Genomic DNA, 24,023 nt, shown 5'->3' with positions numbered 1-24,023 from the left:
TTGAGTATATCACTTGGTTTCTATAAAAACTGTTGGAGGATTGGCAAAACCTTGCCATGCTATTTCTGCTTGCTCTGCATTTATAATGCCTTCATAAACAAGCATTCTGTACTTTAATTCGTAGTTTTTATGGCTATCAAGTTTCCATGATTGATTACGGATGGGACAAAATTCGAAAAGTAAATCACCTTTACCTCCATTAACATCAGAAGGCCAAAGACGCATGGGTTCCGGAAAATGTTTATTTTCTTTATGACTCATAAACAATATACCGCCTTTACCAGATTTTGTATGGGTTGTTCCCTCAATAATGACCCATTTTGCAGAGCTTCCATCTGCATTGGCTCGGTTTTTATTTTCTGAAGTTAGTATTGAAATATTGTTTTTTTGCCATAATTCTGTTGCTCTAAACGCTATTCCTCCACCATAATGATATGTATCAAAAAGAATACCCTCTTTAAGGGGGCTATTGATTTCGGAGGAATAATCAATTAACCAAGGTTTGTTGTCACCTAAATTCCAAGCTCTTATTTCAAGGTGTTCGTTAATCGCTACTCTGTTTTCTTTTTTGGCACCAAAATCTATATGTTCTTGTAGGGTGGTGAATTCGGAAAAAACACTACCTACTTTTTTAGAGATGAATTTTTTAAATAACACGGTCCCTTCTCCCTTTCCTAAATTCCAAAAATCTACATTACGATTATCGATTTTCGTTTTTGTCCATGGCCCCCATACTCCGTAGTGGTGTAAGTGATCGGATGGTTGTATTCTAGTCAAAACTTCTCCACCTGGTGTCCATAATGGGTGTATATATCCTGATTTTTTATATACTGAATCTATGCCCTTTGGAGGATAAACAAGATCATATTGATAGTTCAAAATGGGATGGTTTTTATAGGATAATTGTAATGATCCTTCACTACTTAACATATCAACTTTAGGAAAATTAAATTCTATTTTGCTATGGACTAATGAAAATTTTCTAGTGGTATTTTTCGGAGTAAAACCCTTTAAAACAAAATATAACTTACCTTCTTTTTTATCAAGTTGAGCAGCCAAGGGGGTTTTATCATCACTTCCATGTTCAATTACCTGTAGATTGTAGTTGCCTTTAAGAATTGACTCTTGTGAAATACGTACTGTTATAGGGCAATCCATACGGTCATATTTGCCCGTTTCAACTTGAAATTTGATAAGCTCTTGAGCGGATAAAAAAAAGTTTGACAGTATCAATAATGTTACATAAAAAAATTTCATTAAAAGTCTAATTTGTTGAGTATAGAATTATTGACGTCTTCTGGTTATTATGGACAGATTAAAGATAGAGAATTCAGGGTGAATAAATGTTTAATTTTAAGTACATTATTTATGTAATGATATGGACTTACTACATTTAATTTGATATTTAGAAAAGAACATGTTGGCTGATCTTATGGTCCACTTTTTTGTTGAAAGTCTAATGTTGTCTTAATGTACAAAGGTGGATAATGGGAGCGAGTTTATTAGCAAAACATCGAACAAATGAACCTATGAGAACAATGTCGAAATGAATTTATCAAGACCTTGAAAACCTGCCGATGATCCTTTTGTCGAAAGCTTCAACGGTTCGTTCAGGAGTGAATGTCTCAGTGTCATCTGGTTCTTTTCTCTAGTGGATGCATGGGAAGTTTGATTTTTGGATAGTGGATTATAATGCTTAAGGAAGCACACCTCGTTGGGGACATTTTTCAATACACCAAAAAGAATGAAATTGGACCGAATTCTCTAGTTATGACCGTTACTTAATTATGGGAGGAGCATAAATACTGGGGAATAATAGTCCTTTAAAGTTAATTTTCAATTCAAATAGGAATAGCATTAGTAATCCACTCAGCACATTGCCCTTCATTTCGTAAAAAGCTCCATTCCGGGTAAAGAGCTTCACTTCAAAGGTCTTGGACACAATCCCCCACTTTTGACTTTTCATTCCGTTAGCCCTTCCCGATACTCTGGGAAGAATCACTTCATTCCAAAGTAAAAAGTGTGAATCAAGTCCGCTTCAAAGAAAAAATTGTATTCCATTTTGTCCCACTTCCTATGATTGCATATTTCCCAAAGGGTTTAGACTGACTCCCGAACCTCCACCATCACCTTTTTTTGACGGCAAAATAACAACATTCAATCTTGGACAGCGGCATAAAGCCGCTGTGCTTTTTATACGCTTTACCCAGGTTGAATATTGAAAGGCCCTAAGCAACAAAAAAAGGTAACAGCGAAGGCACTATGGGAAGTAAATCTAAAATGAATCTTATGAAATCTTACAAAATCATCAAAAAGGAAGTGGAACAAAAGTTAAAAAAACAACAAAAGGAAAACGCTCTGGATATAATAAGTAAATCAATTTTCAAATAAATATTAATCTTTAAATCTTTTAGTATGAGTACTCTAAAAAATCATGTACAGTTAATTGGGAATGTTGGACAGGAACCAACAATTACAAACCTTGAAAGTGGTAAAAAGGTAGCGCGCCTTTCATTGGCCACAAATGAAAATTATAAAAATGCCAAGGGGGAAAAACAGACGGAAACAAACTGGCATACTGTTGTCGCATGGGGCAAGACCGCTGAGATCATAGAAAAGTTTGTTGCAAAAGGCAGGGAAATCGGAATCAGGGGAAAACTAAAAACTCGAAGCTATGAAACCGAAGATGGCAATCAAAGATATGTAACCGAGGTAGTGGCGGAAGAAATTCTGTTGATTGGAGCCAAAAGTGAGTAACAAAATTAAAGAGGGCGTTCCCGTGAGAAGTAGCGCCCTCTTTTTCATTATTAAAAATCCTATAAAAGACGTTTACAATGAGAACACAAGTTAGAGAAATAAAAGTTAGTTATCAAGATAATATCGGAACCAAGAAATCCCATACCATCAATTCTTCAAAAGCTGCGGCAGGTTTGATCTTTGATGATTGGGACAAAAATACGATCGAGCTCCAAGAGTGTTTTAAGGTGCTCTTGCTTAATAATAGCAACAAGGTAAAAGGAATCTATCAAATCTCCCAAGGCGGACTAACGGGAACTTTGGTGGATCTTAGAATTCTGTTCGCCGTAGTACTGAAATCCTTATCCGTAGGCATTATTTTATCCCACAATCACCCGAGCGGAAAAATGAAACCGAGTGAACAAGACATATCACTTACCAAGAAAATCAAAAAGGCAGCGGACTATTTTGACATTAAACTTTTGGACCATATAATCCTAGCACCAAACGGAAACTATTTTAGCTTTACCGATGATGGTATATTGTGATTACAAACTTTTTTTAAGACGATTTGGACCTTTGATTTTCAAGGGTCTTTTTTATGGTATTCAATAATTCGTAAAGAATTCGGGTATTTGTTATAGATACTTCTAAAGGCGCCTTTTCCTTGTCCTAAAAAAATGATTTCACTTTTCAGACATTCAAAAAGCAAGTACATTTTTTCAATGTAATGGTATTTCGTTTTTGTTCGCTTTTGGCGAACGAAAAGGAATAGCAAGAGGGTAACCCGCTGGCGCGAGGTTTCGGTATTTATTTTCTGTGTAAATCATTAAATATCAATTGGTTAAAATGGTTTATTATTTGGTGAAACTCGATTTAGACGCTTGTTTTTCACGGAAAAACCATCGCAGCCCAATAAAATCAGTAACTATTTCAAGGAAAAAGATGGATAAAGGATATGAAAATGAACGGTTTGAAAGCATAAGTATCAAAACTTCCGTGGCCCAAAAGTTCAAGAGATTGTGTAAGGGAATGTCGAGATCCAAGTCGATGACCTTGCTATTGATGATTGACTTTTTTGAGGATAATGGTATTTCTCCCCATGAATCAATAGGCCCGAAAATGCAGACTTTGGAATCATTGATCAAAAAGCGTATCAATGGAGTGATCGCTATTATGAAGGACATTGAAAAAAACCAGACCAAGCCTACGGTCGCAATGATGCAATCCCTTTTTGAACAAGCGGAGCCTTCTAAGAAAACTTTGATTTTGGAAAAGGAAATTCCAAAGGAAAAACCCAAAACCAAATTTGTTGAACGATTGGAAAATGATGATGAATCATAAAAACAGCAGCAATGTATATAACTGTAACGGCACAAAAATTAGGAGGTGATTATTCACGGAGCTCAGCTGATTTTGTGGAATATCTGGAGAAAGAAAACCAAGGATTGGAACAGGAACATATGGAACACTTTTTCAATCAGTATGAAGAAGAAATCCCTGCCCATGAAGTAGTCAAGGAAATTGATGCGAACACAACAAAACTAAAAAAGAAAGAACCTAAATTTTATTCCATAACCGTTAATCCAAGTAAATATGAATTACGACAATTACAGAATAACACTAAAGATTTAAAACAATATACCCGGGAGCTAATGAAGGACTATGCCGCATCTTTTAACCGCGAGATAAATGGTAGGACTATAACCGTGGACGACATCAAATATTTTGCAAAAATAGAACATCAAAGAACCTTCAAGGGAACAGACAAACAAGTGCGGGAAAATCAACCTTTTGCCACTAAGATTTTACAACTAAAAAGTGAAGTAAGAAAGATTGAACAGGGACAAATGGATGGCAATAGTAAGAAGTTGAAATCAAAAATAGCGAAGTTGGAAGCCCAAGCCCCACATCAGCAAAATGGAAAACGGATAGTGCAGGGAATGCAGAAGGCGGGTAACCAAAGCCATATTCATATTATCGTAAGCCGGAAGGATATGACCAACTCGGTCAGTCTTTCCCCAGGAAGTAAATACAAAGCCTCCGATGTAATGATGAATGGTAAAAAAGTAAAGCGTGGATTTAATAGGGATGCCTTTTTTGGGAAAGCCGAAAAGACTTTTGATGCCACTTTTGGTTATAAGCGTAATTACGCTGAATCCTATACGTCCAAAAAGGATTTCATCAGAAACCCCAAGATCTATTTCACAACCTTACTGGGATTACCAACAAGTGAAAGAGCTGTCGCCTTCAAAATTTTAGGAAAAGCCGGTGTGCCTTTACATAGTATTCCAACAAACAAGGTGCAGCTGGCATTAAAAACAATCAGGTATCTCAAACGTGGCGTTGATATAGCCATTAAATCAGGTTCAATAGGTATCTAATATGGAAATAGAGGGTCTCACATTTACGATTGTTTTATTGTTGGGGATGACCTTGATATTTTGGGGTTTGTCCAAGATAATCCGATATGCTTTTCCGATTAACTTTTTTTTAACCTCGATTTGTCTAGGATTACTTTTTAAAATGGAATCCCATTGGTTACTTTGGGTAGAAGATGTTTTATATATCGGTTGTCCGTTACTATTGATGAATGTGGTTTTCTATGTTTTTCTGTTTAAAGACAACGATGTGGACAAAGACAACAAGTATCAGGTACATTTCAAAGTTCAACGGGGCCGTTTTAAAATCGATAACATCAAAAGGGGAGCTTCGGTCATTGGGTCCGCGGGAAGTGGTAAAACCGAAAGTGTGGTCTATAATTTTCTAACGCACTTTAGTCAACATTCTTTTTGCGGGATAATCCATGACTATAAGCATTTCGAAATTACAGAAATGGCATATCCTTTATTCAAACAAAATAACATCGATTTTCGGATTATTTCCTTTGATGAAATCTATGACCGGGTTAACCCGATTGCCCCAAGGTATATGCAAAATGAGGAGAGCGTTAATGAGGTGGCCAGGGTATTGATTGAAAACCTATTGGAACAAAAGGAATCCGGGAGCTTTGGGGCAAGTAAGTTCTTTAATGATGCTGCGGAAGGTTTAATAGGTGGACTCATTTGGAAACTGCGGACTTCCTATCCGAAATACTGCACATTACCGCATCTTATCGCTATTTATCAATATCTGGACACGGACAGTCTTATTGCTTTTTTAAGTTCTAATACGACCTCTAGAGCGATGGCGGATGCTTTTATAAGTGGGAAGGATTCGGATAGGCAAACGGCAGGGGTAAAAAGCACCTTGGCCAATGCACTTAAAAAAATCAGTACCCAACGGATTTTTATGGTGCTCTCTGCAGATGATATTCCTCTTGATATAAATTGCCAGGGGAAGCCTTCCATAATTTCAGTGGTAAACAATCCAAAATATGAAACAGCTTATTCCCCGATCATCGCTACGATAATCCATACGATTACGAAACAAATGAGTGTACGGAATTCCAATCACTCCTTTTTGTTGATGGAAGAAGCACCGACCATTCGATTACTGAATATGCACAGAATTCCGGCAACCTTACGTAGTTACGATATTGCAACGGTTTACGTGATGCAGGATAAAATTCAGAACGATATGATGTATGGTGATAAAGCGAGCAAGGCGATTTTAAGCAATTTATCGTATCAGTTCTTTGGTAAGGTAAATGACCCGGACACTGCCAAATACTATGAGCGCTTTTTTGAAATCATCAAGAGTGAAACTACAAGTGTGAACAGGGGGTACAATCTCAATTTTGATACGCGAATTACTAAAGGGGAACGGGAAGTTGCAAAGATTAGGGCTGATGTGTTCTTCAGGTTAAAGCAAGGGGAGTTTATCACTTTTGCCGATGGAAAGGATCAAAAAGTACATTTTAAACGGACTAAGATAGAGAAGGGATTACCGGAAAAGAAAAAAGCGTTTACCAAGGATGATTTGGAAGAGAATTTTGAACGGATTTATAGTGAGGTTAAGTCTATATTTAAGATTAAGTAATTGGTATTTTGGATTTTGATTTTTAGGATTAAAAAGATTATTTAAACGACCATTTAGACACTTCAAAATGGACCTTTATATGAAGCTTCTTAAAGTTTAGGGATGGGTATGGGAAAATGTACTTTTAGGAAATGCGCTCCGGAAGTATAAATAAAAGTGGGCTTAAACAGACAAAGTTCATTTAAGTGAAAATACCTTTAATTGAACTTGGGGTATGAAGACCAATAAGTACTTTAAACTACAAAAATAGAATGTATTTACCATCGGCGGCGGGTATAATAACTCTTGCCATTTTTGTGAATATGATTGTTTTTTCTTACATTTATACAAGACCCCCTAATAATTTTAGGGGGTTTTTTGTTTTTTAATCGATTTATGATCAATGATTAAACTAATAAGTTATGCAATTTGCCATAACTACTTTTAATCCAAAATGAAATATTATGGGAAATAAAACTTCTTTTATAATAAGTATCTTTTTGGTTATGCTTATGGTAGGATGTGGAAATTTAAAACGAATAATTGACCAACCAGTATTCATTGCAGGAGGCAATAATGGTAGGGCAGATAACAATTGTCACAAGGAATTTGAAGCAGTTCCTTCGGCTGTCACGAATCCTTCTGGAGATATTGCTTGGTTTGCTTCTTATGGAACTAATAGAATGACATACGCAAAAGGGAGTTGGTCAAATTGGGCTGCCGGTAGTTCCGATCTTTCCGGTTCAGGATTTGCTGTTGAAGAAAATCCTCAGGGGCCACTTAGTCTTAACATGTTAACGGGGGATTCCTGGACGGCATATTCAGAGTCTAAGAACCTTGCTTTCTTTTATTTTATTGGCCGATACACAGATAGTGCTGGAAAACGATCCTCTTGTGTTTCCGTAGCCGCTACTACCCCTGAAAAGTTAGAGTTGGGAGAGTGGGATTTTCCTGCAGCGTGTATATCGGAGCAAAGTGCTGATCAAGGTGCGATTTTACATATCGATGCAACAAATACGTTTTATGCAGCTAGTAAATTAGGTCGCAGTATTGTAATTCAGGCTTTTGATAATTGTCCAGGGGCACCCGGACCTCTTTATGGTTGCCCTGAAACTTCGAGAAAAACTATTTCTTCTCTTGGACTTGCTGAGGGACTTCGATTCTCTTTAGCTGAAAATCCATGTACGGGCAACTTAATTTTGACATACAAAAAAGATAAGGAAGTCAGACTTCGGTTTTATGATGAAAACCTGAACACTATCAACGAGTATGTTGTTCGAAAAAATCAACCTTTTGAAGCTGAGCCTGCACAAACGAATGTTGGCTGCGTTAAAGGCACCATTCGGCGTTGTGGGTTGGGAGGTTCTGATTGTTGTAATCCAGATACGGATGATTGTAGAGATAATGCTCCGACAACATGTTTGAGGGATAACGGGAGACCCTCAATAGATACCTATCAGCAAATATTCAATGGCAGTCCAATTTGTGGAGCGGTTGTGGCCTACGATGTTATGGTTGAAGGAGAAGATGGAAATCTATGGTCCAAATCGCGATTAGATGTAGTTGATGTTACATCAGAGGAATCACCTTCCATTATTTCTCATAACCAATCCACTAGTGATAAATTTACTTGGAATCAGTACATGTCCTATGCTGTAGTTTCTGATAATGGTCCAAATACTAAAAAACCAAAAATTGCCTGGTTTTGGCTTACCGATATCAGAGGCCCGTGTAATTTGATAGTTGAAGGAATGACTTCGGAAAATTTAGGAGGAAAAATGGAGCCTACCGGAATTATTAGTGGGCCATTTCCCGGTGTGTTTATGTCGTCTTACGGTATTGGAGATTACTTTAGAGGTATGAAAGGCGGAGATAAAGACGGTTCATTGTATTTGTCGTGGGGGGAACCGGTTAAGTCTCCTGGTTGTGTTTCTTGTATGGGTGATGAATGGAACTTATCGACCAAGATAACCCGAATTCGATGGGAGAAAATAAAGGATCCCGAATTGAAAAATAAATTACCAGATCCAATTCTTATCAAATGAAAGGCTTAGCGGAGCAATATTCTCTACCAAGTAAAGTATGTTGCTGTAAAAATGTAGGTTGAAAAACAATTAATTAACATTTTCTTTTTTACTTAAACCACCGTTTATTTGAACTTTTGTAAATTCTTAAAATCTCTAATTAATAAAGTTTAATGTACCGTAGTAATTTATTAGTTTAGTTTCTTACTTTTAATTAAACTTTAAACTATGGTTTTCGGATATGCAAGGGTAAGTACTACGGATCAGAACCTCGATCTGCAAATCGATGCTTTTTTAAAGGAAGGGATCAAAGAAAAGAACATCTACACTGATAAGGTTTCCAGTACCAAAGAAGAACGTAAGAACCTAGGACAACTTATGGACTTCGTTCGTGAGGGTGATACCATTGTTGTCTGGAAACTGGACCGTTTGGCCCGGAGCTTGATCCATTTCACCAATTTTATCAATCAACTTAATGGGAAGGGTGTAAAGTTCAAAAGTATTACGGAGCCCTTTCTGGACACTACCGATACATCTTCCCATTCGAAGTTCATCGTGAACATGTTCGCGGCCCTGGCCCAATTGGAAAGGGACATTATTATCGAACGTACAAAAGCTGGCCTTGAATCGGCAAAACGACGTGGAAAAATATTAGGGGCACCTAAAGGAATCAGTAAGATAAATCAACAAAAAGCCGTACTTTGTGAACAGTATTTCAATGATGGTGTACTCACGGTTACAGAGATATGCGAACAGCTTGGAATCTCAAGGGCCACCTACTATAAATATTTAAGGTATCGTGGGCTGAACGGTGAGTTGAGACCTTATAAGAGCAAATAGGTCGAATTATCTTAATTAGATATTTTAATCTAACTTAATAAGATAAATTCATTTCTCTGTTTTTTTGATTTGGATTACCTTTAAAACTGGAATAACCTTAGGTTGTTAGACTATGTACTAGAAAGGCCCCAAGAACTGATTACAGCGTTGCAATATTGCGCTTCTATAAAAAAACATAAATGTGAAAAACATTTATAGCAACATAGTTTTCGTTTTCCCTAAAAAGCAAAAAGACCCAATTCTTTTGGGTACTGTTTTCAACAAGCCTATTCGAAGGATTATAAAAGGTGGCTTAATTGAACACTTATCTTACTTAGCACGGTTTAGAGGCCCTCCTCTAAACTAATCCTAGCAGTATACCTTCTAAATAGTGTTTAAGAGGTAAGATTATCTGATAGATAAGAAGATTATTTTTAGACACCTTACAGAAATCCGTAATTAATAATCAGTAATAAGTCATAATTTGTACACGATTCTTTAAAGAAAGTAAAGCTTGTTGTAAATGAAACATGACAACGCGTGGTAATTTCTAAAAACAACATTTTTTAAATATTTTCTATTTCAGGGATTTAATTACAAGTTAAAAATAACAAAAGACCCAAAGCCAAAAGTTTTTTCCAAGGCCAAGGAAAAAAATAAATAATAACGCCAACCAACTTTTATGTCAACATTCAAGACTATACTTGACAAATACCGCAAATACGCATTTTCAGAACGAGATAAAGGAGATAAGTTTGAAAGACTTATGGCCGCTTACCTACAAACAGACCCAAAATACGCCAACTTATTTCAAAATGTTTGGTTATGGAATGAATTTCCTGGACGTCAAGATTTAGGAGGTAACGATACAGGTATTGATATTGTCACACTAACCCATGAAGGAGACTATTGGGCAATACAATGTAAATGTTATGCAGAAGGTGCAACTATAGATAAAAAGGCTGTAGATAGTTTCTTATCGGCTTCAAGTACGCAGTTTAAAGGCGTAGATTTAAAAACAACGAGATTTTCACATCGTTTGTGGATTGATACTACAGGAAAGCGTTGGAGTCAGAATGCAGAAAATGTGATTCTAACTCAAAATATACCAGTTTCTCGTTTAGGTTTATTTGCTTTAGAAGAAGCACCAGTGCAATGGGAGAAATTAGATGATGGTATTTCTGGTAAATCTGCGCAATCTGTAAAATATAAGACCCGAGAACATCAGCAAATCGCATTAGAAAACACGCATGACCATTTTAAAGAAAACGACAGGGGTAAACTCATCATGGCTTGTGGTACAGGTAAAACATTTACGGCTTTACGTATTGCAGAAAATGAAACGAATGGAAAAGGTTTAATTCTATTTCTAGTGCCCTCTATTGCTTTAATAGGACAAACCTTAAATGAATGGACGGCGCAAGCCATTAATCCAATAAATGCAATTTGTATTTGTTCACAACCAGACATTACTAAAAAGAAAAAACAAGGTGAAGATGCTAGTTTTGCTAGTGTTGTAGATTTGGCTTTACCAGCATCTACAGATATTGAAAATATTACAAGACAATTTGCATATTATCAAGAGCATCATAATGGCGGAATGACAGTCGTATTTTCCACCTATCAATCTATTGATGTTATTGCAAGAGCTCAAAAATCACTTCAAAACAATATTGGAGACGCTTCTATTTTCGATTTAATTATTTGTGACGAAGCACACAGAACAACAGGGATAACGTTAAGTGACGAGGACGAATCTGCCTTTGTAAAAGTTCATAATAATGATTTCATTCAAGGGAAGAAACGCATCTATATGACGGCAACGCCTCGTCTTTACGACCCTAAAGCGAAAGACAAGGCAGACCAAGAAGATATTTATTTATGCTCTATGGATGACGAAACCATTTACGGACAAGAAATGTATCGTATTGGTTTTGGTGAAGCTGTTGAAAAGAATTTACTAACCGATTATAAAGTCCTCATTCTTACTTTAAGCGACAAAGATGTACCACTTTCTGTACAGAAAATGATTTCTGATGAGGAGCAAGAAATCAATAGTGACGATGCTTCCAAACTTATTGGTTGCATCAATGCTCTAGCCAAACAAATGATGGGAGACCATGAGTCGCTTAAAGAAGTTGACCCAGAACCTATGAAACGTGCAGTAGCATTCTGCTCACGTATCAATCCAACTGCTTATTCATCTGCAACAGCATCCACAACTATAGCTAATTATTTTAATACGGTTTCAAACGAATATATTGAAGCATTACCAGAAGAAGAGCAAAAAGTACGTATTAGTACAGATGCCAAACATATTGATGGCACCATGTCTGCTACAGAGCGTGAAGAGTTGTTGTCTTGGTTAAAAGAAGATAGTGATGATACCAGAATATTAACCAACGTACGTTGTTTGAGTGAAGGTGTTGATGTACCATCCTTAGATGCTGTTATGTTTTTATCGGCTCGTAATTCTGAAATAGATGTGGTGCAATCTGTGGGTCGTGTCATGCGTCGTTCTGAAGGAAAAAAATATGGTTATATCATTATTCCTGTTGTAATACCTTCAGATGTAGAAGCGGATAAAGCCTTAGACGATAATAAACGGTATGCGGTTGTTTGGACCGTTTTAAATGCCTTACGTGCACATGATGACCGTTTTGAGGCCATTATTAATAAAATAGATCTCAATAAAAAACGACCAGACCAAATTTTAATTGGAAGAGCAGAATATTCCTTTGATGAAAATGGCGATTGGGTAAACGAAAATGACGAAAACTATAAAAAGTCAGAAAAACAAAGTCAACAATTTGCTTTACAGTTTGAAGCACTTCAAAATGTATTGTATGCACGTTTGGTTAAAAAAGTAGGAGACAGGCGCTATTGGGAACAATGGGCAACCAATGTGGCAGAAATTGCCACACGACAAATAGAACGCATTACCTATTTAATTGCTGAAAAAACCGAACATCGCCAAGCATTCGATTTATTTTTAAAAGGCTTACAATCCAATATCAATTCTAGTATTTCAGATAAGGAAGCTATTGAAATGTTATCACAACACATGATTACCAAACCCGTGTTTGAAGCCTTGTTTGAAGGCTACTCATTTGTAGATAACAATCCTATTTCGCAATCCATGCAAAAAATGGTGTCTTTATTAGAAGAAGGTCAATTAGAAAAAGACACCAAAACCTTAAATAAATTCTACGAGTCTGTGCGAATGCGTGCAGCAGATATTGATAATGCCGAAGCCAAACAACGTGTTATTATAGAATTGTACGACAAGTTCTTTAAAACGGCATTTCCTAAAATGGTAGAACAGTTGGGTATTGTATATACACCAATTGAAGTGGTCGATTTTATTTTGCATTCGGTAAACGATGTCTTGCAACAAGAATTTGGACAATCTATTTCTGATGAAAACGTGCATGTACTAGACCCTTTTACTGGAACAGGAACTTTTATTACCCGTTTAATTCAATCTGGATTAATAAAGAAAAAAGACTTACCACGAAAATACGAACGCGAACTACATTGCAACGAAATTGTACTATTAGCATATTATATTGCAGATGTAAACATAGAAAATGCCTACCACGATGTTATGGGCAACACAGGTAATTACGTGCCTTTTGATGGCATTGTATTAACTGATACCTTTCAATTAGGTGAAACCAAAGACTCTGTTATTTTTTCTGAAATGTTCCCGCAAAACTCAGAACGTTTGGAACTACAGAAAAAAGGACCTATTCGTGTCATTGTTGGAAATCCACCATATTCAGTAGGACAAAAATCGGCAAATGATAATGCTCAAAACCAGAGCTATGAAAAGTTGGAGAAAAGAATTGAAGAAACTTATGTAAAAAACTCTAATTCTGGGTTAAACAAATCGATTTATGATGCGTATATGAAAGCCTTTCGTTGGAGTACTGATAGATTAGCAGATGACGAAGGTGGGATAATAGCGTTTATTACTAACGGTAACTGGTTATACAAACCAAGTTTTGATGGTTTTAGAAAAGTAGTTGAAAACGAATTCAGCTCAATTTACAGTTTTGATTTAAGAGGTGCAATAAGAGGTCGTTCAGGTGATTTAGCAAAAAAGGAAGGTCAGAATGTATTTGATATTTTAACAGGTGTTGCTATTACACTTTTTGTTAAAAACCCTTCAAAAAAAACTAATAAAGCTTGCATTCATTATTGTGATATTGGTGACTATTTGAAGAAAACTGAAAAACTCAAGATATTAAAAGAATCTAAATCAATTAACAACATCGATTGGCAGATTATTAAACCAAATACAGAAGCAGATTGGTTAAATATGAGGACGGAATCTTTTGGGAATTTTATTTCTATTGAACCTGAAAAAAAATTCAATAATAAGTCTTTAAGCTTTTTCATTACATATGCAGTTGGTGTTGCTACAAATAGAGACGCTTGGGTTTATAATTTTTCTAAGTTTAAATTAGCAGATAATGTAACTCAGATGATTGATTTTTACAATAATCAAGTAATAAATTATCATAATTCGACTGGTACGAAAAATGAAACTGATGTCAATAGTTTTATTAGTGATGATTTATCTAAAATTAAATGGACTGTTAATTTAAAAAAGGATTTAGAAAAAAATAGGATACACAATTTTTATTCTGAAGACATCGTTGTTGGGAACTATAGACCGTTCAATAAGCTTAAGTTTTATTATAATAAATCATTAATTGAAAGACCTGGTTTAAGCAAACAGTTTTTCCCCAATTCAAAAACTCATAATTTAATTATTTGTGTAACAGGGATAGGTGCTAGACAAAATTTTAGTACAATTATTTCAAATTCCATTTTTAATTTGGATAATCTTGAAAAAGCACAATGCTTCCCCTTATATTATTATGAAGAACGAACCAAACAAACGCCAGGTTTGTTTGACGAGACAGGGGAAAGTGAGTATATAAAGCATGATGGTGTAAGTGATTTTATATTAAAACGTGCTGTGGCACAATATGGTAAATCAGTTACTAAAGAAGATGTTTTTTATTATGTCTATGGTATTTTACACAGCCCAGACTACAGAGAAACTTTTAAAAACGATTTAAAGAAAATGCTGCCACGTTTACCATTGGTAGATAGTCCAAAAGACTTCTGGAAATTTAGTAAAGCAGGTAGAGCTTTAGCAAACTTGCATATTAATTATGAATCGGTTGCACCTTACCCAGAAGTAGTGGTTATTGGAGCAGAAAGTGAGCATTACCAAGTCACAAAAATGAAGTTTCCTAAAAAAGATGAGAAGCATACCATTTTATACAATGGTAAAATTAAAATAACCAATATCCCAGAGAAAGCTTATGAGTATGTTGTAAACGGTAAATCTGCTATCCATTGGATTATGGAACGCTACCAAGTAAAAACAGATAAAAAATCTGGTATTACCAATAACCCAAACGATTGGGCAAAAGAAGTTGGTAATGACAGGTATATTTTAGACTTGTTGTTGAGTATTATTAATGTTTCTGTGCAAACTGTTGATGTTGTTGATGGGTTGCCAAAATTGGAGTTTGAGTAATATTATGATTGGCACAATTTTGAAATATGAAGATTTCTTTAGTGATTCTCCACCTAAGAACAAATTCGATTTGATTAAGCACATTCCGCGCTGCGAACTTGTTGCCAATTACTCCTCATTGAACCACATCCTTAAACAGCCCCTGGACTTAGATTTTGATTATTCCTTTAAAAATCAAACAAAGCTAATTACAACTCTTTATCAAATACATCAAGAGCCAAGAGGCATTGAATACTGCAAAAAATATTTGAATAAATTTCGAGACCTCTTTGAAAAAAGCAGAGGTGGTGTGGTAATTTGTACCAGAACAAGTTGTTTATTCTGTTTAAACGAAATACTCTTTTCAGAAGAAATAGAATTCGAGGAAAAAAAAGGAATTGAATTCTATCCTGATGATTATCTAGCCCTATTTAAGTTTCTCTTATTGTGCAATGCTGAAATGCTCACTTATAATGAAGTATATGATGAGGAAATTACCTCTGATAAGCTACGAGATAGGTTTTTTGAAGCTTTTATGTTTAAGGAAATTCCCAATAACCAATACGGATATATTCAAAATCCCATGAATCTTTTAGAACGTGGAAGGCAATTATTTGAATATTTAAAGGTAAAGTACGCAGCAGAATTAGATTTATTTACAAAGGACTATAATGTAAACTCGCCTGAACACTTTATTAGCATTATAGCTAATCATTTCTTTTTTAATTCGGCTGGTATGGCACATATCCAGGCATATCGTGTTAAGAAAACTGATACCGATGTAATTAAAAGCATGAATGCTTTAAGTAAAAGAGGTTTAGGCAAGCCCAATTCAGGTATTAAAAAATTTGAATTTCTAGAAATAAAAAAATCGCCTATTTATTGTTTAGAAGGTAAAGTAGAGAATATTTACATGCTAATGGATAACACTTTTTTGATTGAAAAATGTTATGAACTTTTCTTTTGGGATTTCTACTTTGATGTTTTAAGAAAAAGTGGGAAACGAATTGAAGAATGGGGAGGAGAAGTTGGGCTTTTCTTTGAGGATTATGCTAAGAATATCTTAGATTATTGTTTTAAAGGACACAGAGATATAGTTTTTAAATCTACTGACGAGTTAATTGTAAAAGGTAATGAATATGTTGACTACTATATAAGAAGAAAACGTAATTTAATATTAATACAAGCAAAGCGGTCTTATGTGCCTCAAATTGATTATAAGGAAGTACATACACTTCAAGATTTTAATGACTTAGATAAAGATGCGTTTTATAAAAGATTTGGTCTTTATCAAATTGTTGAAATGTCACTCGATAAATTTGATGAATATGTTTCAACAGTCGATACTAATTTGCCCAAGAACAAATTGTTTATTTATCCAGTATTATTAATCAATGAACCTATTATTTCCTTTGCTGTAACCACTTATATTTTCAACAAAAAATTCAATGAATTGCTAGCTAAATTCAATATTGAAAAAGAAAATAGTAAGTGGCGTATAAATAGATTGGTCGTGTTACATATTAGTGAATTAGAACGATTACAAGAATCACTAAATAAAAAAGAAATACGTTTTGACCAATTTCTTCAAGGTTATGCAGATAGTACAAATGTAGAATTAACCAAAAATAATTATTCGCCATTTCAAACTTTAGATAATTATATAAGGAAAAAAATAAAGACTTCCGCAATTCCAGAATATATATTAAATCAAAATGAAGGAATTTATAAACAACTATTAGAATTTGGTAATTTATCAAAGCAATAAAAACCATATCATTCATGACAAAATACTCAGTACACCAACAACCTGTAGAAACATTATTAAGCTGGATCAAGTCTGGTGATGTGGCCATCCCTGAAATACAACGGCCTTTCGTTTGGAAGGCTTCCAAAGTCAGGGATTTAATAGATTCACTGTACAAGGGTTACCCAGTGGGTTATATTATTACGTGGCGAAATCCTGACGTTAAACTCAAGGACGGTACATTATCGGCAGGAAAAAAAGTATTAATCGATGGTCAACAGCGTATTACCGCTCTAACAGCTGCCATTGTGGGTCAACGTATATTGAACAAAAACTATAAAGAAGTTAAAATTATCATTGCTTTTAATCCGATTACTGAAAAGTTTGAGGTACTGAACAAGGCATACGAAAAAAGTCCTGAATGGATTAACAATATCAACCCAATCATAAACGACGAAATATCGATAACCAAGGCTATACGAAATTATTTGTCAATGAATACTGAAGTTGATGAGGACCTTATTGAAGATCGTATAGAGAACTTAAAAAAAATAAAGAACAAACAGGTTGGTATTATCGAACTTGACCATTCCTTGGATATAGATACAGTTACTGAAATATTTATACGAATTAACCAAAAAGGTGTCGTTTTAAGCAATGCTGATTTTGTAATGTCCAAAATAGCAGCTGACGAAATCCATGGTGGTAATAAAATGAGAAAGCTGGTGGATTATTTTTGTCGATTACTTGTTGACAAGGATTTTTACAAACATATTACTGATAATGACAAAGCCTTCGCTTCCCATGATTATTTTAAAGCACTAAAATGGATGGGGCGAGGCAATGATGACCTCTATATACCCAATTATATAGATGTACTTAGGGTAGCTTTTACATATAAGTTCAATAGAGGTAAATTTAGCGACCTTGTAGCCTTGTTGTCCGGCAGAAATTTTGATACCCGCACCTATGAAAATGAAATAGCGGTTAAGAGTTATGACTTACTTTCAGAAGGCCTTATGGACTTTGTTAATCAAACCAACTATCAGCGTTTTTTAATGATCATAAAATCAGCTGGTTTCATTTCACAGAAATTGATTTCTTCGAAAAATAGTTTAAATTTTGCCTATGCCCTTTATTTAAAACTTAGATCTTTGGGTATGCCCGAAGCTGAAATTCAACATTATGTAAAAAGATGGCTGGTAATGTCTTTGCTTATAGGTAGGTATTCCGGATCTTCGGAATCCACGATTGATGAAGATATAAAACAAATCAATGAAAAAGGTATAGCCAATTATATGGAACAAATGGAACTTTCATATTTAGGAGAAGGGTTCTGGGATTTTGGATTGGTTAATAATCTAGAAAGTTCAAGTGTGAATAATAATTCATACAATGTATATATAGCCTCTGAATGCTATAACAACACCACAGCATTTCTTTCCAAAAGCATGAAAATAAGCAGCCTTATTGAGCAAAGAGGTGATATTCACCATCTATTCCCTGCAAAATATCTTAAAAAACATGGCTATGCACCTAAGCAATATAACCAAGTTGCGAACTATGCTTATACCGAACAAGCTACAAACATAAAGATAGGAATGTTACCCCCTAATGAGTATATGTCTAAAGTGCGAGAAGAAATAGAATCCAATATCAATAATATTTCCTCTATTGATAGTCTTAATGTTTTGAATGAAAATTTAGAAATTAATCAAATTTCCAATTCATTATTTCAAGCTACTCATCTTGATTATGAGGAATTCTTAAAGACCAGAAGGAACAAAATGGCCATGACGATAAAAGAGTATTACTACAAATTATAAAGAATGTTTTAATTCTGTCTAAACTTATAATTTAACGTTAAGGTGTTGAGCATGATATATCATTAAATATTGTATGGATTCAAAAATATTACTTGGTAAGATTTTGCAACGTTTTTCCGATAAAGGAATATCCAAGGTTCCTGGGTTTAATAGTTTTGGATATTTACGGGAAACCAAGGGTGCTGTTTATGTAAGTCGTGAAAATGGTAAGGATACACGAGTCCCTTTTGAAGAAATTATTAAAGGGATTGAGGCCTATAAATCTAAATCAGGGCTTTACAATGAAGGACCATCAGCCTTGAGGGATTATAATATCGAATTCATTACAAGCCCAATTTGGTCTATGTTGCATTTACTATCTCAAGAAGATTATAAAATGTAAAAATCAAATGAAGGATGAATTCAAATAAGACTAAGGATTGGTAATTATGTCAATTCTAAAATAAAAGAATATGATTTTAGGAAGATTTTGTTTTCGGCAAACCAACAATGGCAATCTTATTGGAGAATTTTCCAATAATACCATGAGGCTAAATATATCGGAAAGTGCAGATATTATTTCACCAATTCAAGGGCCATTTCTTGGGATATTTAATTCAACATGGTTCGAAGAGGTCGCAACTTCATTAAGACTTGTTATACAATCAAAACAAAATTCAAATAATAGGATTTTCTCTTTGGAATGGCAGGATGAAAATCATGAACCAATTTATTTTGGTGAAGGTTTTATTTTTGACGATATTTTGATTGGTAATTATTGGGATGCAGAAATTCAAAATCAAATCGGTAATTTATTATAGTAAATCTCCGTTTCTTAAAAGTTTAAAAAAGGATTCTTTTTGGGCTTAAATAAAAAATATCATATTAAAAAGAAGTGGAACAAACAATAATCATAACAAATGGAAGAGCAAGATTTCAATAGCATCAACGAAAAACTTAGGGAACATCTTGATTCTCCAAGACAAAATTGGCTATTTGGTGCAGGGATAAGTTATGAGTCGAACATTCCATTAATGTATCCTTTAACTGATAGGGTAAAAGAAATTATAGAAGCATCAGCTCATGAAAGGAACATTGAGATCTATGAGATTTTGGGCAAAGAGCTTGAGGAGTCAGCACACATAGAGCATTATCTTAGTCATTTAGGTGATTTAATAACACTTTCGAAAAGATCAAGAACTAAGAGCGCTTCTATTGGCAAGAGTAATTATTCTGAAGCTGAACTTTTAGATTTATATAAGTCAATAATAAAAGCAATAGGAATTACCGTCCGCTACGGCTATTCAAAAAATGGAGGAGAACCATTAATTGGAACGGCTGAAGAACCTATAGTTGAAATTGATCAACACATCAAATTTATCCAATCCGTTTATTCTAATAGAGCCAATCTAACATCTCGTTCTAAATTAACGTTTTTTACAACTAACTATGATACATTACTTGAAGACGCACTTGGACTTGAAAAGATTACCGTTATTGATGGTTTTTCAGGTGGTTCCATCGGATATTGGAATCCAGCAAATGAATTTTCTAAAGATGTAATTCATCCGAGTAAATGCTATTTATATAAACTGCATGGTTCAATCGACTGGCAGCGTGACAAGCAAAAAGGTCTTGTTAGAACAAGATATGGAACCAAATACCTTAAAAATATATCGGATATTCTCATCTACCCTCAGGCCACCAAGTATGTTGAGACCCAGAAAGATCCGTTTTCATATTTATTTACCGGCTTTAGAAATGCGCTTAGTTCATCGAATGACAACGTACTAATTACATGTGGCTATAGTTTTGGTGATGAACATATCAATGCTGAAATAGAATCTGCTTTATCAAGTCAATTGAATCGAACAACCCTCATCGCCTTTATTGCTGAGGATAACAATAATGGACAAAAAGTAAATAAGACCTTGGATTCTTGGCTAACCAATCCAAATTTTGGCGAGCGCGTTTATGCTGCCGGGAAAAAGGGAATTTACTATAATTCTATCACACCACTTGAGCCAAACGAAGAAGGCGAACTTGACTGGTGGAAGTTTGATGGGTTAACAAACTATATATCCAATTAATTATGGCCAATCAACTATTTAGCACATCTTCCGCTCTTAAGATAGGGAGAATTACTGAAGTGAATGGAAGTACAATTCGAATCGAATTAGACGGAAAGATTACTGAATTGACACGCGCAGTGTCCGGCCAAGTTTACTCGATAGGCCAAATTGGAAGCATAATAAAAGTTCATTTCGGACGAAAGATTTTATTCGCATATGTACGAATGTTACGAATGCATTCTGATATTCTTGCAGAAGAAGGGAAAACGCCAATATTACCAGGAGATGACAAAAGACTTCTAGAAGCGGATTTATTTGGTCAGGGCGTTTGGGATACAAAGGCACAAAGATTGACGTTTTCGAGGGGTATTGAAACTTACCCTTTACCCCTTCAGGACGCCTTTTTGTGCCTAAACGCAGAACTTGAGTGTATATATAGAGCTGCGGAAAATATAAATGAAAAGAGTGATAACCCAATGATTCCAATCGGCCATTACGTTGGAGGTAGTTCTGCTATTTGCAGGGCTAACATCGATAAACTTTTTGGACATCATTGTGCTATTTTGGGGTCTACAGGTTCAGGAAAATCTGGTACGGTAGCCTCGATCCTTCATTCCGTTTTATCACATGATTCTAATGGAAGTTCTATTACTCCTAGAATCGTAATAATTGACCCTCATGGTGAGTACGCCAAAGCCTTTAAAGGCAAAGCAGTAGTTTATAGAGCATATAATGAGGCTTCGTCGGAGTCGAATGATTCTGTGCAGTTGAAACTGCCCTACTGGTTAATGTCTAGTGATGAATTTAAATCGTTGGTAATTGGTAAAACTGAATTTGAAGCCACCTCTCAAACAAACATGATTTATCAAGCTGTATACTATGCTAGATTACTAAATGCGGGACTTGTAGAAAACGTTGGAGAAGACCCTATGGGCCAAGCAGACTGCGAGATTCCCAAAGCAGGTAAGAATGAGAATGACATTCTCAACTTCGATAGAGATAAACCGATTCCATTTCTACTTTCCGAGTTTGTAAAGCACACAGACAAAGTTCAAGGACGCAAAGCAGGAAAAATAGATAACTTAACACCGAGCGATTCTAACAGACAGAAAATAGAAGCTATTCTTAAAAAACTAAAAGTACTACGTAGCAATCCGCAACTGTCATTTCTCATGGAGGAGTTTGGTGTGTCATCCCCGACCTTAGATGAAATCCTTAATCAATTTGTTGGTGCACAAGATGATAAAAACTTAAGAATCATTGATATTTCAGGTCTGCCAAATGAGGTTGCGGGACCGCTAACTGCTCTAATAGCGCGCTTGTTATTTCAATATAAATTATGGCAAACAAGAGAGGAGAGAGAAAAAGACCCAGTACTATTTATATGTGAGGAAGCGCATCGTTATGTCCCGAATCATGGTGAAGCACAGTATAAAGAAGCTCAAGAGGCTGTAAGGCGAATAGCAAAAGAAGGAAGAAAATACGGAATCGGTCTTATGCTTGTTTCGCAAAGACCCTCTGATGTAGAGGCAACAGTTCTTTCTCAATGTAATTCATGGATTATTCTGAGATTAACTAATTCTAGCGACCAAGATCATGTATCTAAATTTTTGCCAGACAGTCTTTCAGGGTTGACCAAAATGCTTCCTTCACTTGTTAGAAGGGAAGCAATTTTTGTAGGAGAGGCAGCTGCACTTCCGAGTCGTATAAAGATTAATGAATTAGACGAAAGTCAACTGCCGGATTCAAACGATATAAGTTTCGTAAAGGGTTGGATAAATCCTCCGACAAACCTAGAGAGTCTCAAGAAAATAGGAAGTAGATGGATTGGGCAATAAGAATGAAAAACTTCAATATTTTTTTAAGCACGGCTGTACCTTCTAATGCGTTCACAATAAACAAACCGTTGACAAAGTTCAAAAAAAATACTCTTTACAAATTGCACCTTGTGTAAATGTAAGCTTGTAAGCCCTGTAAGCTCCCCTTGAAACCGAACTGATTAAAAGTAGAATTGATTAACTTTAAGTCTAATCAAGCAATTGACAAAAGATAAGTTAGGACACCTTCTCGGCAAACCAGAATGGAATTAAAAGTTTAAATAAAGGATTGCCAAAAGGTGGTGTAATCCGGAAAACCAAACAACAAAAAAGATTGACTTGAACGCTTTGCAGAAGTGTGACCGATTATTAAAGTTCTACAAAATTATGGAAGTTATTTCTAAAAATAAGATAAAGAAAGCCGGTAAAATTCTTGCAGACAAGGATGCTCACTCAAAAAAAGAAATTCTTAACTCTGAATCAATTTTACAATACTGGAGAATTTTGCACGAGCAGATTATGACAGAATTTTATAGCATAGTTCTTAAAGAAGCCAAGGGCATTGATACTTTTGCCACCGTTGCCCAGCGAGTAAAAAGAAGTGAGTCAATTATAGCAAAATTACGACGACAACCAGTCAACCAACTAACCACCATGCAGGATATAGCTGGGATTCGAGCAATTATGCCTGATTTGAATACCGCTCAATCACTTAGAGAACGATTAAAGGGTATTGGAGAAGAACACAAGTTTAAGACCTACGATAATTACATTACTAACCCAAAAGAAAGTGGTTATAGAAGTATTCACCTAGTATATAAATACGTGTCACCTTTATCTGTTCCACTCAACGGTTTAATGATAGAGATTCAAATCCGAACTGAACTTCAGCATTCATGGGCAACTGCGGTAGAGACAATGAGTACGTTTTTAGGTACTCATTTGAAATTCGGGGAAGGACAACCGAAATGGCTGAAGTATTTTGCATTGACAAGCAGCTCTTTTTCTTATTTAGAAAACACCCCACAAGTGCCAGGATATGAGCATATGAGTGAAGAAGAAACTTATGAAATGGCTTTGTATGAGTTTAGATATAATGAAATTGAAGAGAAATTAAGTGCATTTACTACAGCGGCCAATCATATTACTAAACAAAAATATCCAAATAAATTTTACCATTTAATCACCTTAAACACTTCTATTCGAAGAGTTAATATTAAAAGCTTTCAGAAAAATGAATTTAAACTTGCAAACCAAAATTATACAGATTCTGAGCGAAAGTACAGAAATACACCAAGTGTACAGGTAGTTTTGGTTTCCACTGAATCAATTCAAGAACTACGTAAAGCATTTCCTAATTACTTTCTTGACGTAGCAGCATTCTTAGAAAATATGTCCAAAATAAGTATACGCCTTAATAAATTGAAAGACCGTCGGATATTTCGAGAAATGAACGAAAATAGCAAATTAGATAAAAGAACAAAGTTTAAATAAAGGATATCAT

General features: G+C 35.2%; 16 protein-coding genes and 1 pseudogene. 16 read left to right on the top strand and 1 reads right to left on the bottom strand.

Annotated elements, in window-relative coordinates; all coding sequences use genetic code 11:
* Positions 1-9: 9 nt before the first annotated feature.
* Positions 10-1,257, bottom strand: a complete 1,248-nt coding sequence (locus HPE56_RS08205) for a DUF6807 domain-containing protein (protein WP_188243290.1) — start codon at positions 1,255-1,257, stop codon at positions 10-12.
* 220 nt (positions 1,258-1,477) lie between these two features.
* Here HPE56_RS08205 and HPE56_RS20660 point away from each other — a divergent pair.
* From HPE56_RS20660 to HPE56_RS08125, 16 genes and pseudogenes are all read left to right on the top strand, one after another.
* Positions 1,478-1,666: pseudogene (locus HPE56_RS20660) on the top strand (integrase core domain-containing protein); the annotation flags it as partial.
* A gap of 749 nt (positions 1,667-2,415) precedes the next feature.
* Positions 2,416-2,757 carry a single-stranded DNA-binding protein gene (locus HPE56_RS08195; protein WP_188243289.1) on the top strand — a complete coding sequence of 114 codons (342 nt, stop codon included), beginning with the start codon at positions 2,416-2,418 and terminating at the stop codon, positions 2,755-2,757.
* Between the two features lie 77 nt (positions 2,758-2,834).
* A complete protein-coding gene (locus tag HPE56_RS08190; RefSeq protein WP_188243288.1) occupies positions 2,835-3,284 on the top strand; it encodes a JAB domain-containing protein in 450 nt (149 codons plus the stop codon).
* Between the two features lie 397 nt (positions 3,285-3,681).
* A complete protein-coding gene (locus tag HPE56_RS08185; protein WP_188243287.1) occupies positions 3,682-4,080 on the top strand; it encodes a BfmA/BtgA family mobilization protein in 399 nt (132 codons plus the stop codon).
* An 11-nt stretch (positions 4,081-4,091) separates the two neighbouring features.
* On the top strand, positions 4,092-5,120 hold the full coding sequence (mobB, locus tag HPE56_RS08180) for a MobB family relaxase (RefSeq protein WP_188243286.1): 1,029 nt from the start codon (positions 4,092-4,094) through the stop codon (positions 5,118-5,120).
* Between the two features lie 142 nt (positions 5,121-5,262).
* Positions 5,263-6,717, top strand: a complete 1,455-nt coding sequence (locus HPE56_RS08175) for a type IV secretory system conjugative DNA transfer family protein (protein WP_394355042.1) — start codon at positions 5,263-5,265, stop codon at positions 6,715-6,717.
* A gap of 443 nt (positions 6,718-7,160) precedes the next feature.
* Positions 7,161-8,741 (top strand): hypothetical protein, encoded by a 1,581-nt coding sequence (locus HPE56_RS08170; RefSeq protein ID WP_188243284.1) that lies wholly within the window; start codon positions 7,161-7,163, stop codon positions 8,739-8,741.
* A 207-nt stretch (positions 8,742-8,948) separates the two neighbouring features.
* Positions 8,949-9,560: a recombinase family protein gene (locus tag HPE56_RS08165; RefSeq protein WP_188243283.1), complete on the top strand. Its 612-nt coding sequence runs from the start codon at positions 8,949-8,951 to the stop codon at positions 9,558-9,560.
* A 661-nt stretch (positions 9,561-10,221) separates the two neighbouring features.
* Complete coding sequence (locus HPE56_RS08160) at positions 10,222-15,099, top strand: DEAD/DEAH box helicase (RefSeq protein ID WP_188243282.1); 4,878 nt, start codon at positions 10,222-10,224, stop codon at positions 15,097-15,099.
* Entirely contained in the window at positions 15,092-16,846 is a 1,755-nt protein-coding gene (locus tag HPE56_RS08155; protein ID WP_188243281.1) for a hypothetical protein, read from the top strand. The genes HPE56_RS08160 and HPE56_RS08155 overlap by 8 nt, the downstream gene beginning before the upstream one ends.
* A gap of 14 nt (positions 16,847-16,860) precedes the next feature.
* Positions 16,861-18,651: a GmrSD restriction endonuclease domain-containing protein gene (locus HPE56_RS08150; RefSeq protein ID WP_188243280.1), complete on the top strand. Its 1,791-nt coding sequence runs from the start codon at positions 16,861-16,863 to the stop codon at positions 18,649-18,651.
* A 73-nt stretch (positions 18,652-18,724) separates the two neighbouring features.
* Positions 18,725-19,033, top strand: a complete 309-nt coding sequence (locus tag HPE56_RS08145) for a hypothetical protein (RefSeq protein ID WP_188243279.1) — start codon at positions 18,725-18,727, stop codon at positions 19,031-19,033.
* Positions 19,034-19,103: 70 nt separating this feature from the next.
* Positions 19,104-19,451 carry a hypothetical protein gene (locus tag HPE56_RS08140; protein WP_188243278.1) on the top strand — a complete coding sequence of 116 codons (348 nt, stop codon included), beginning with the start codon at positions 19,104-19,106 and terminating at the stop codon, positions 19,449-19,451.
* A 99-nt stretch (positions 19,452-19,550) separates the two neighbouring features.
* Positions 19,551-20,720: an SIR2 family protein gene (locus tag HPE56_RS08135; RefSeq protein WP_188243277.1), complete on the top strand. Its 1,170-nt coding sequence runs from the start codon at positions 19,551-19,553 to the stop codon at positions 20,718-20,720.
* A 2-nt stretch (positions 20,721-20,722) separates the two neighbouring features.
* Positions 20,723-22,540, top strand: a complete 1,818-nt coding sequence (locus tag HPE56_RS08130; RefSeq protein WP_188243276.1) for an ATP-binding protein — start codon at positions 20,723-20,725, stop codon at positions 22,538-22,540.
* Positions 22,541-22,906: 366 nt separating this feature from the next.
* Positions 22,907-24,013, top strand: a complete 1,107-nt coding sequence (locus tag HPE56_RS08125) for a RelA/SpoT domain-containing protein (RefSeq protein WP_188243275.1) — start codon at positions 22,907-22,909, stop codon at positions 24,011-24,013.
* Positions 24,014-24,023 lie beyond the last annotated feature (10 nt).

The sequence above is a fragment of the Maribacter aquimaris genome (genome assembly GCF_014596745.1).
GTDB classification, from domain to species: domain Bacteria; phylum Bacteroidota; class Bacteroidia; order Flavobacteriales; family Flavobacteriaceae; genus Maribacter_A; species Maribacter_A aquimaris.
Note: the sequence above shows the minus strand (reverse complement) of the source record. Positions and strands in the feature narration are given on the sequence as shown.

Bases quoted from the DNA above. Each gene is read 5' to 3' on its own strand.
- HPE56_RS08205 (WP_188243290.1), bottom strand. From the start codon at position 1,257: ATGAAATTTTTTTATGTAACATTATTGATACTGTCAAACTTTTTTTTA.
- HPE56_RS08195 (WP_188243289.1), top strand. From the start codon at position 2,416: ATGAGTACTCTAAAAAATCATGTACAGTTAATTGGGAATGTTGGACAG.
- HPE56_RS08190 (WP_188243288.1), top strand. From the start codon at position 2,835: ATGAGAACACAAGTTAGAGAAATAAAAGTTAGTTATCAAGATAATATC.
- HPE56_RS08185 (WP_188243287.1), top strand. From the start codon at position 3,682: ATGGATAAAGGATATGAAAATGAACGGTTTGAAAGCATAAGTATCAAA.
- mobB (WP_188243286.1), top strand. From the start codon at position 4,092: ATGTATATAACTGTAACGGCACAAAAATTAGGAGGTGATTATTCACGG.
- HPE56_RS08175 (WP_394355042.1), top strand. From the start codon at position 5,263: ATGGAATCCCATTGGTTACTTTGGGTAGAAGATGTTTTATATATCGGT.
- HPE56_RS08170 (WP_188243284.1), top strand. From the start codon at position 7,161: ATGGGAAATAAAACTTCTTTTATAATAAGTATCTTTTTGGTTATGCTT.
- HPE56_RS08165 (WP_188243283.1), top strand. From the start codon at position 8,949: ATGGTTTTCGGATATGCAAGGGTAAGTACTACGGATCAGAACCTCGAT.
- HPE56_RS08160 (WP_188243282.1), top strand. From the start codon at position 10,222: ATGTCAACATTCAAGACTATACTTGACAAATACCGCAAATACGCATTT.
- HPE56_RS08150 (WP_188243280.1), top strand. From the start codon at position 16,861: ATGACAAAATACTCAGTACACCAACAACCTGTAGAAACATTATTAAGC.
- HPE56_RS08145 (WP_188243279.1), top strand. From the start codon at position 18,725: ATGGATTCAAAAATATTACTTGGTAAGATTTTGCAACGTTTTTCCGAT.
- HPE56_RS08140 (WP_188243278.1), top strand. From the start codon at position 19,104: ATGATTTTAGGAAGATTTTGTTTTCGGCAAACCAACAATGGCAATCTT.
- HPE56_RS08135 (WP_188243277.1), top strand. From the start codon at position 19,551: ATGGAAGAGCAAGATTTCAATAGCATCAACGAAAAACTTAGGGAACAT.
- HPE56_RS08130 (WP_188243276.1), top strand. From the start codon at position 20,723: ATGGCCAATCAACTATTTAGCACATCTTCCGCTCTTAAGATAGGGAGA.
- HPE56_RS08125 (WP_188243275.1), top strand. From the start codon at position 22,907: ATGGAAGTTATTTCTAAAAATAAGATAAAGAAAGCCGGTAAAATTCTT.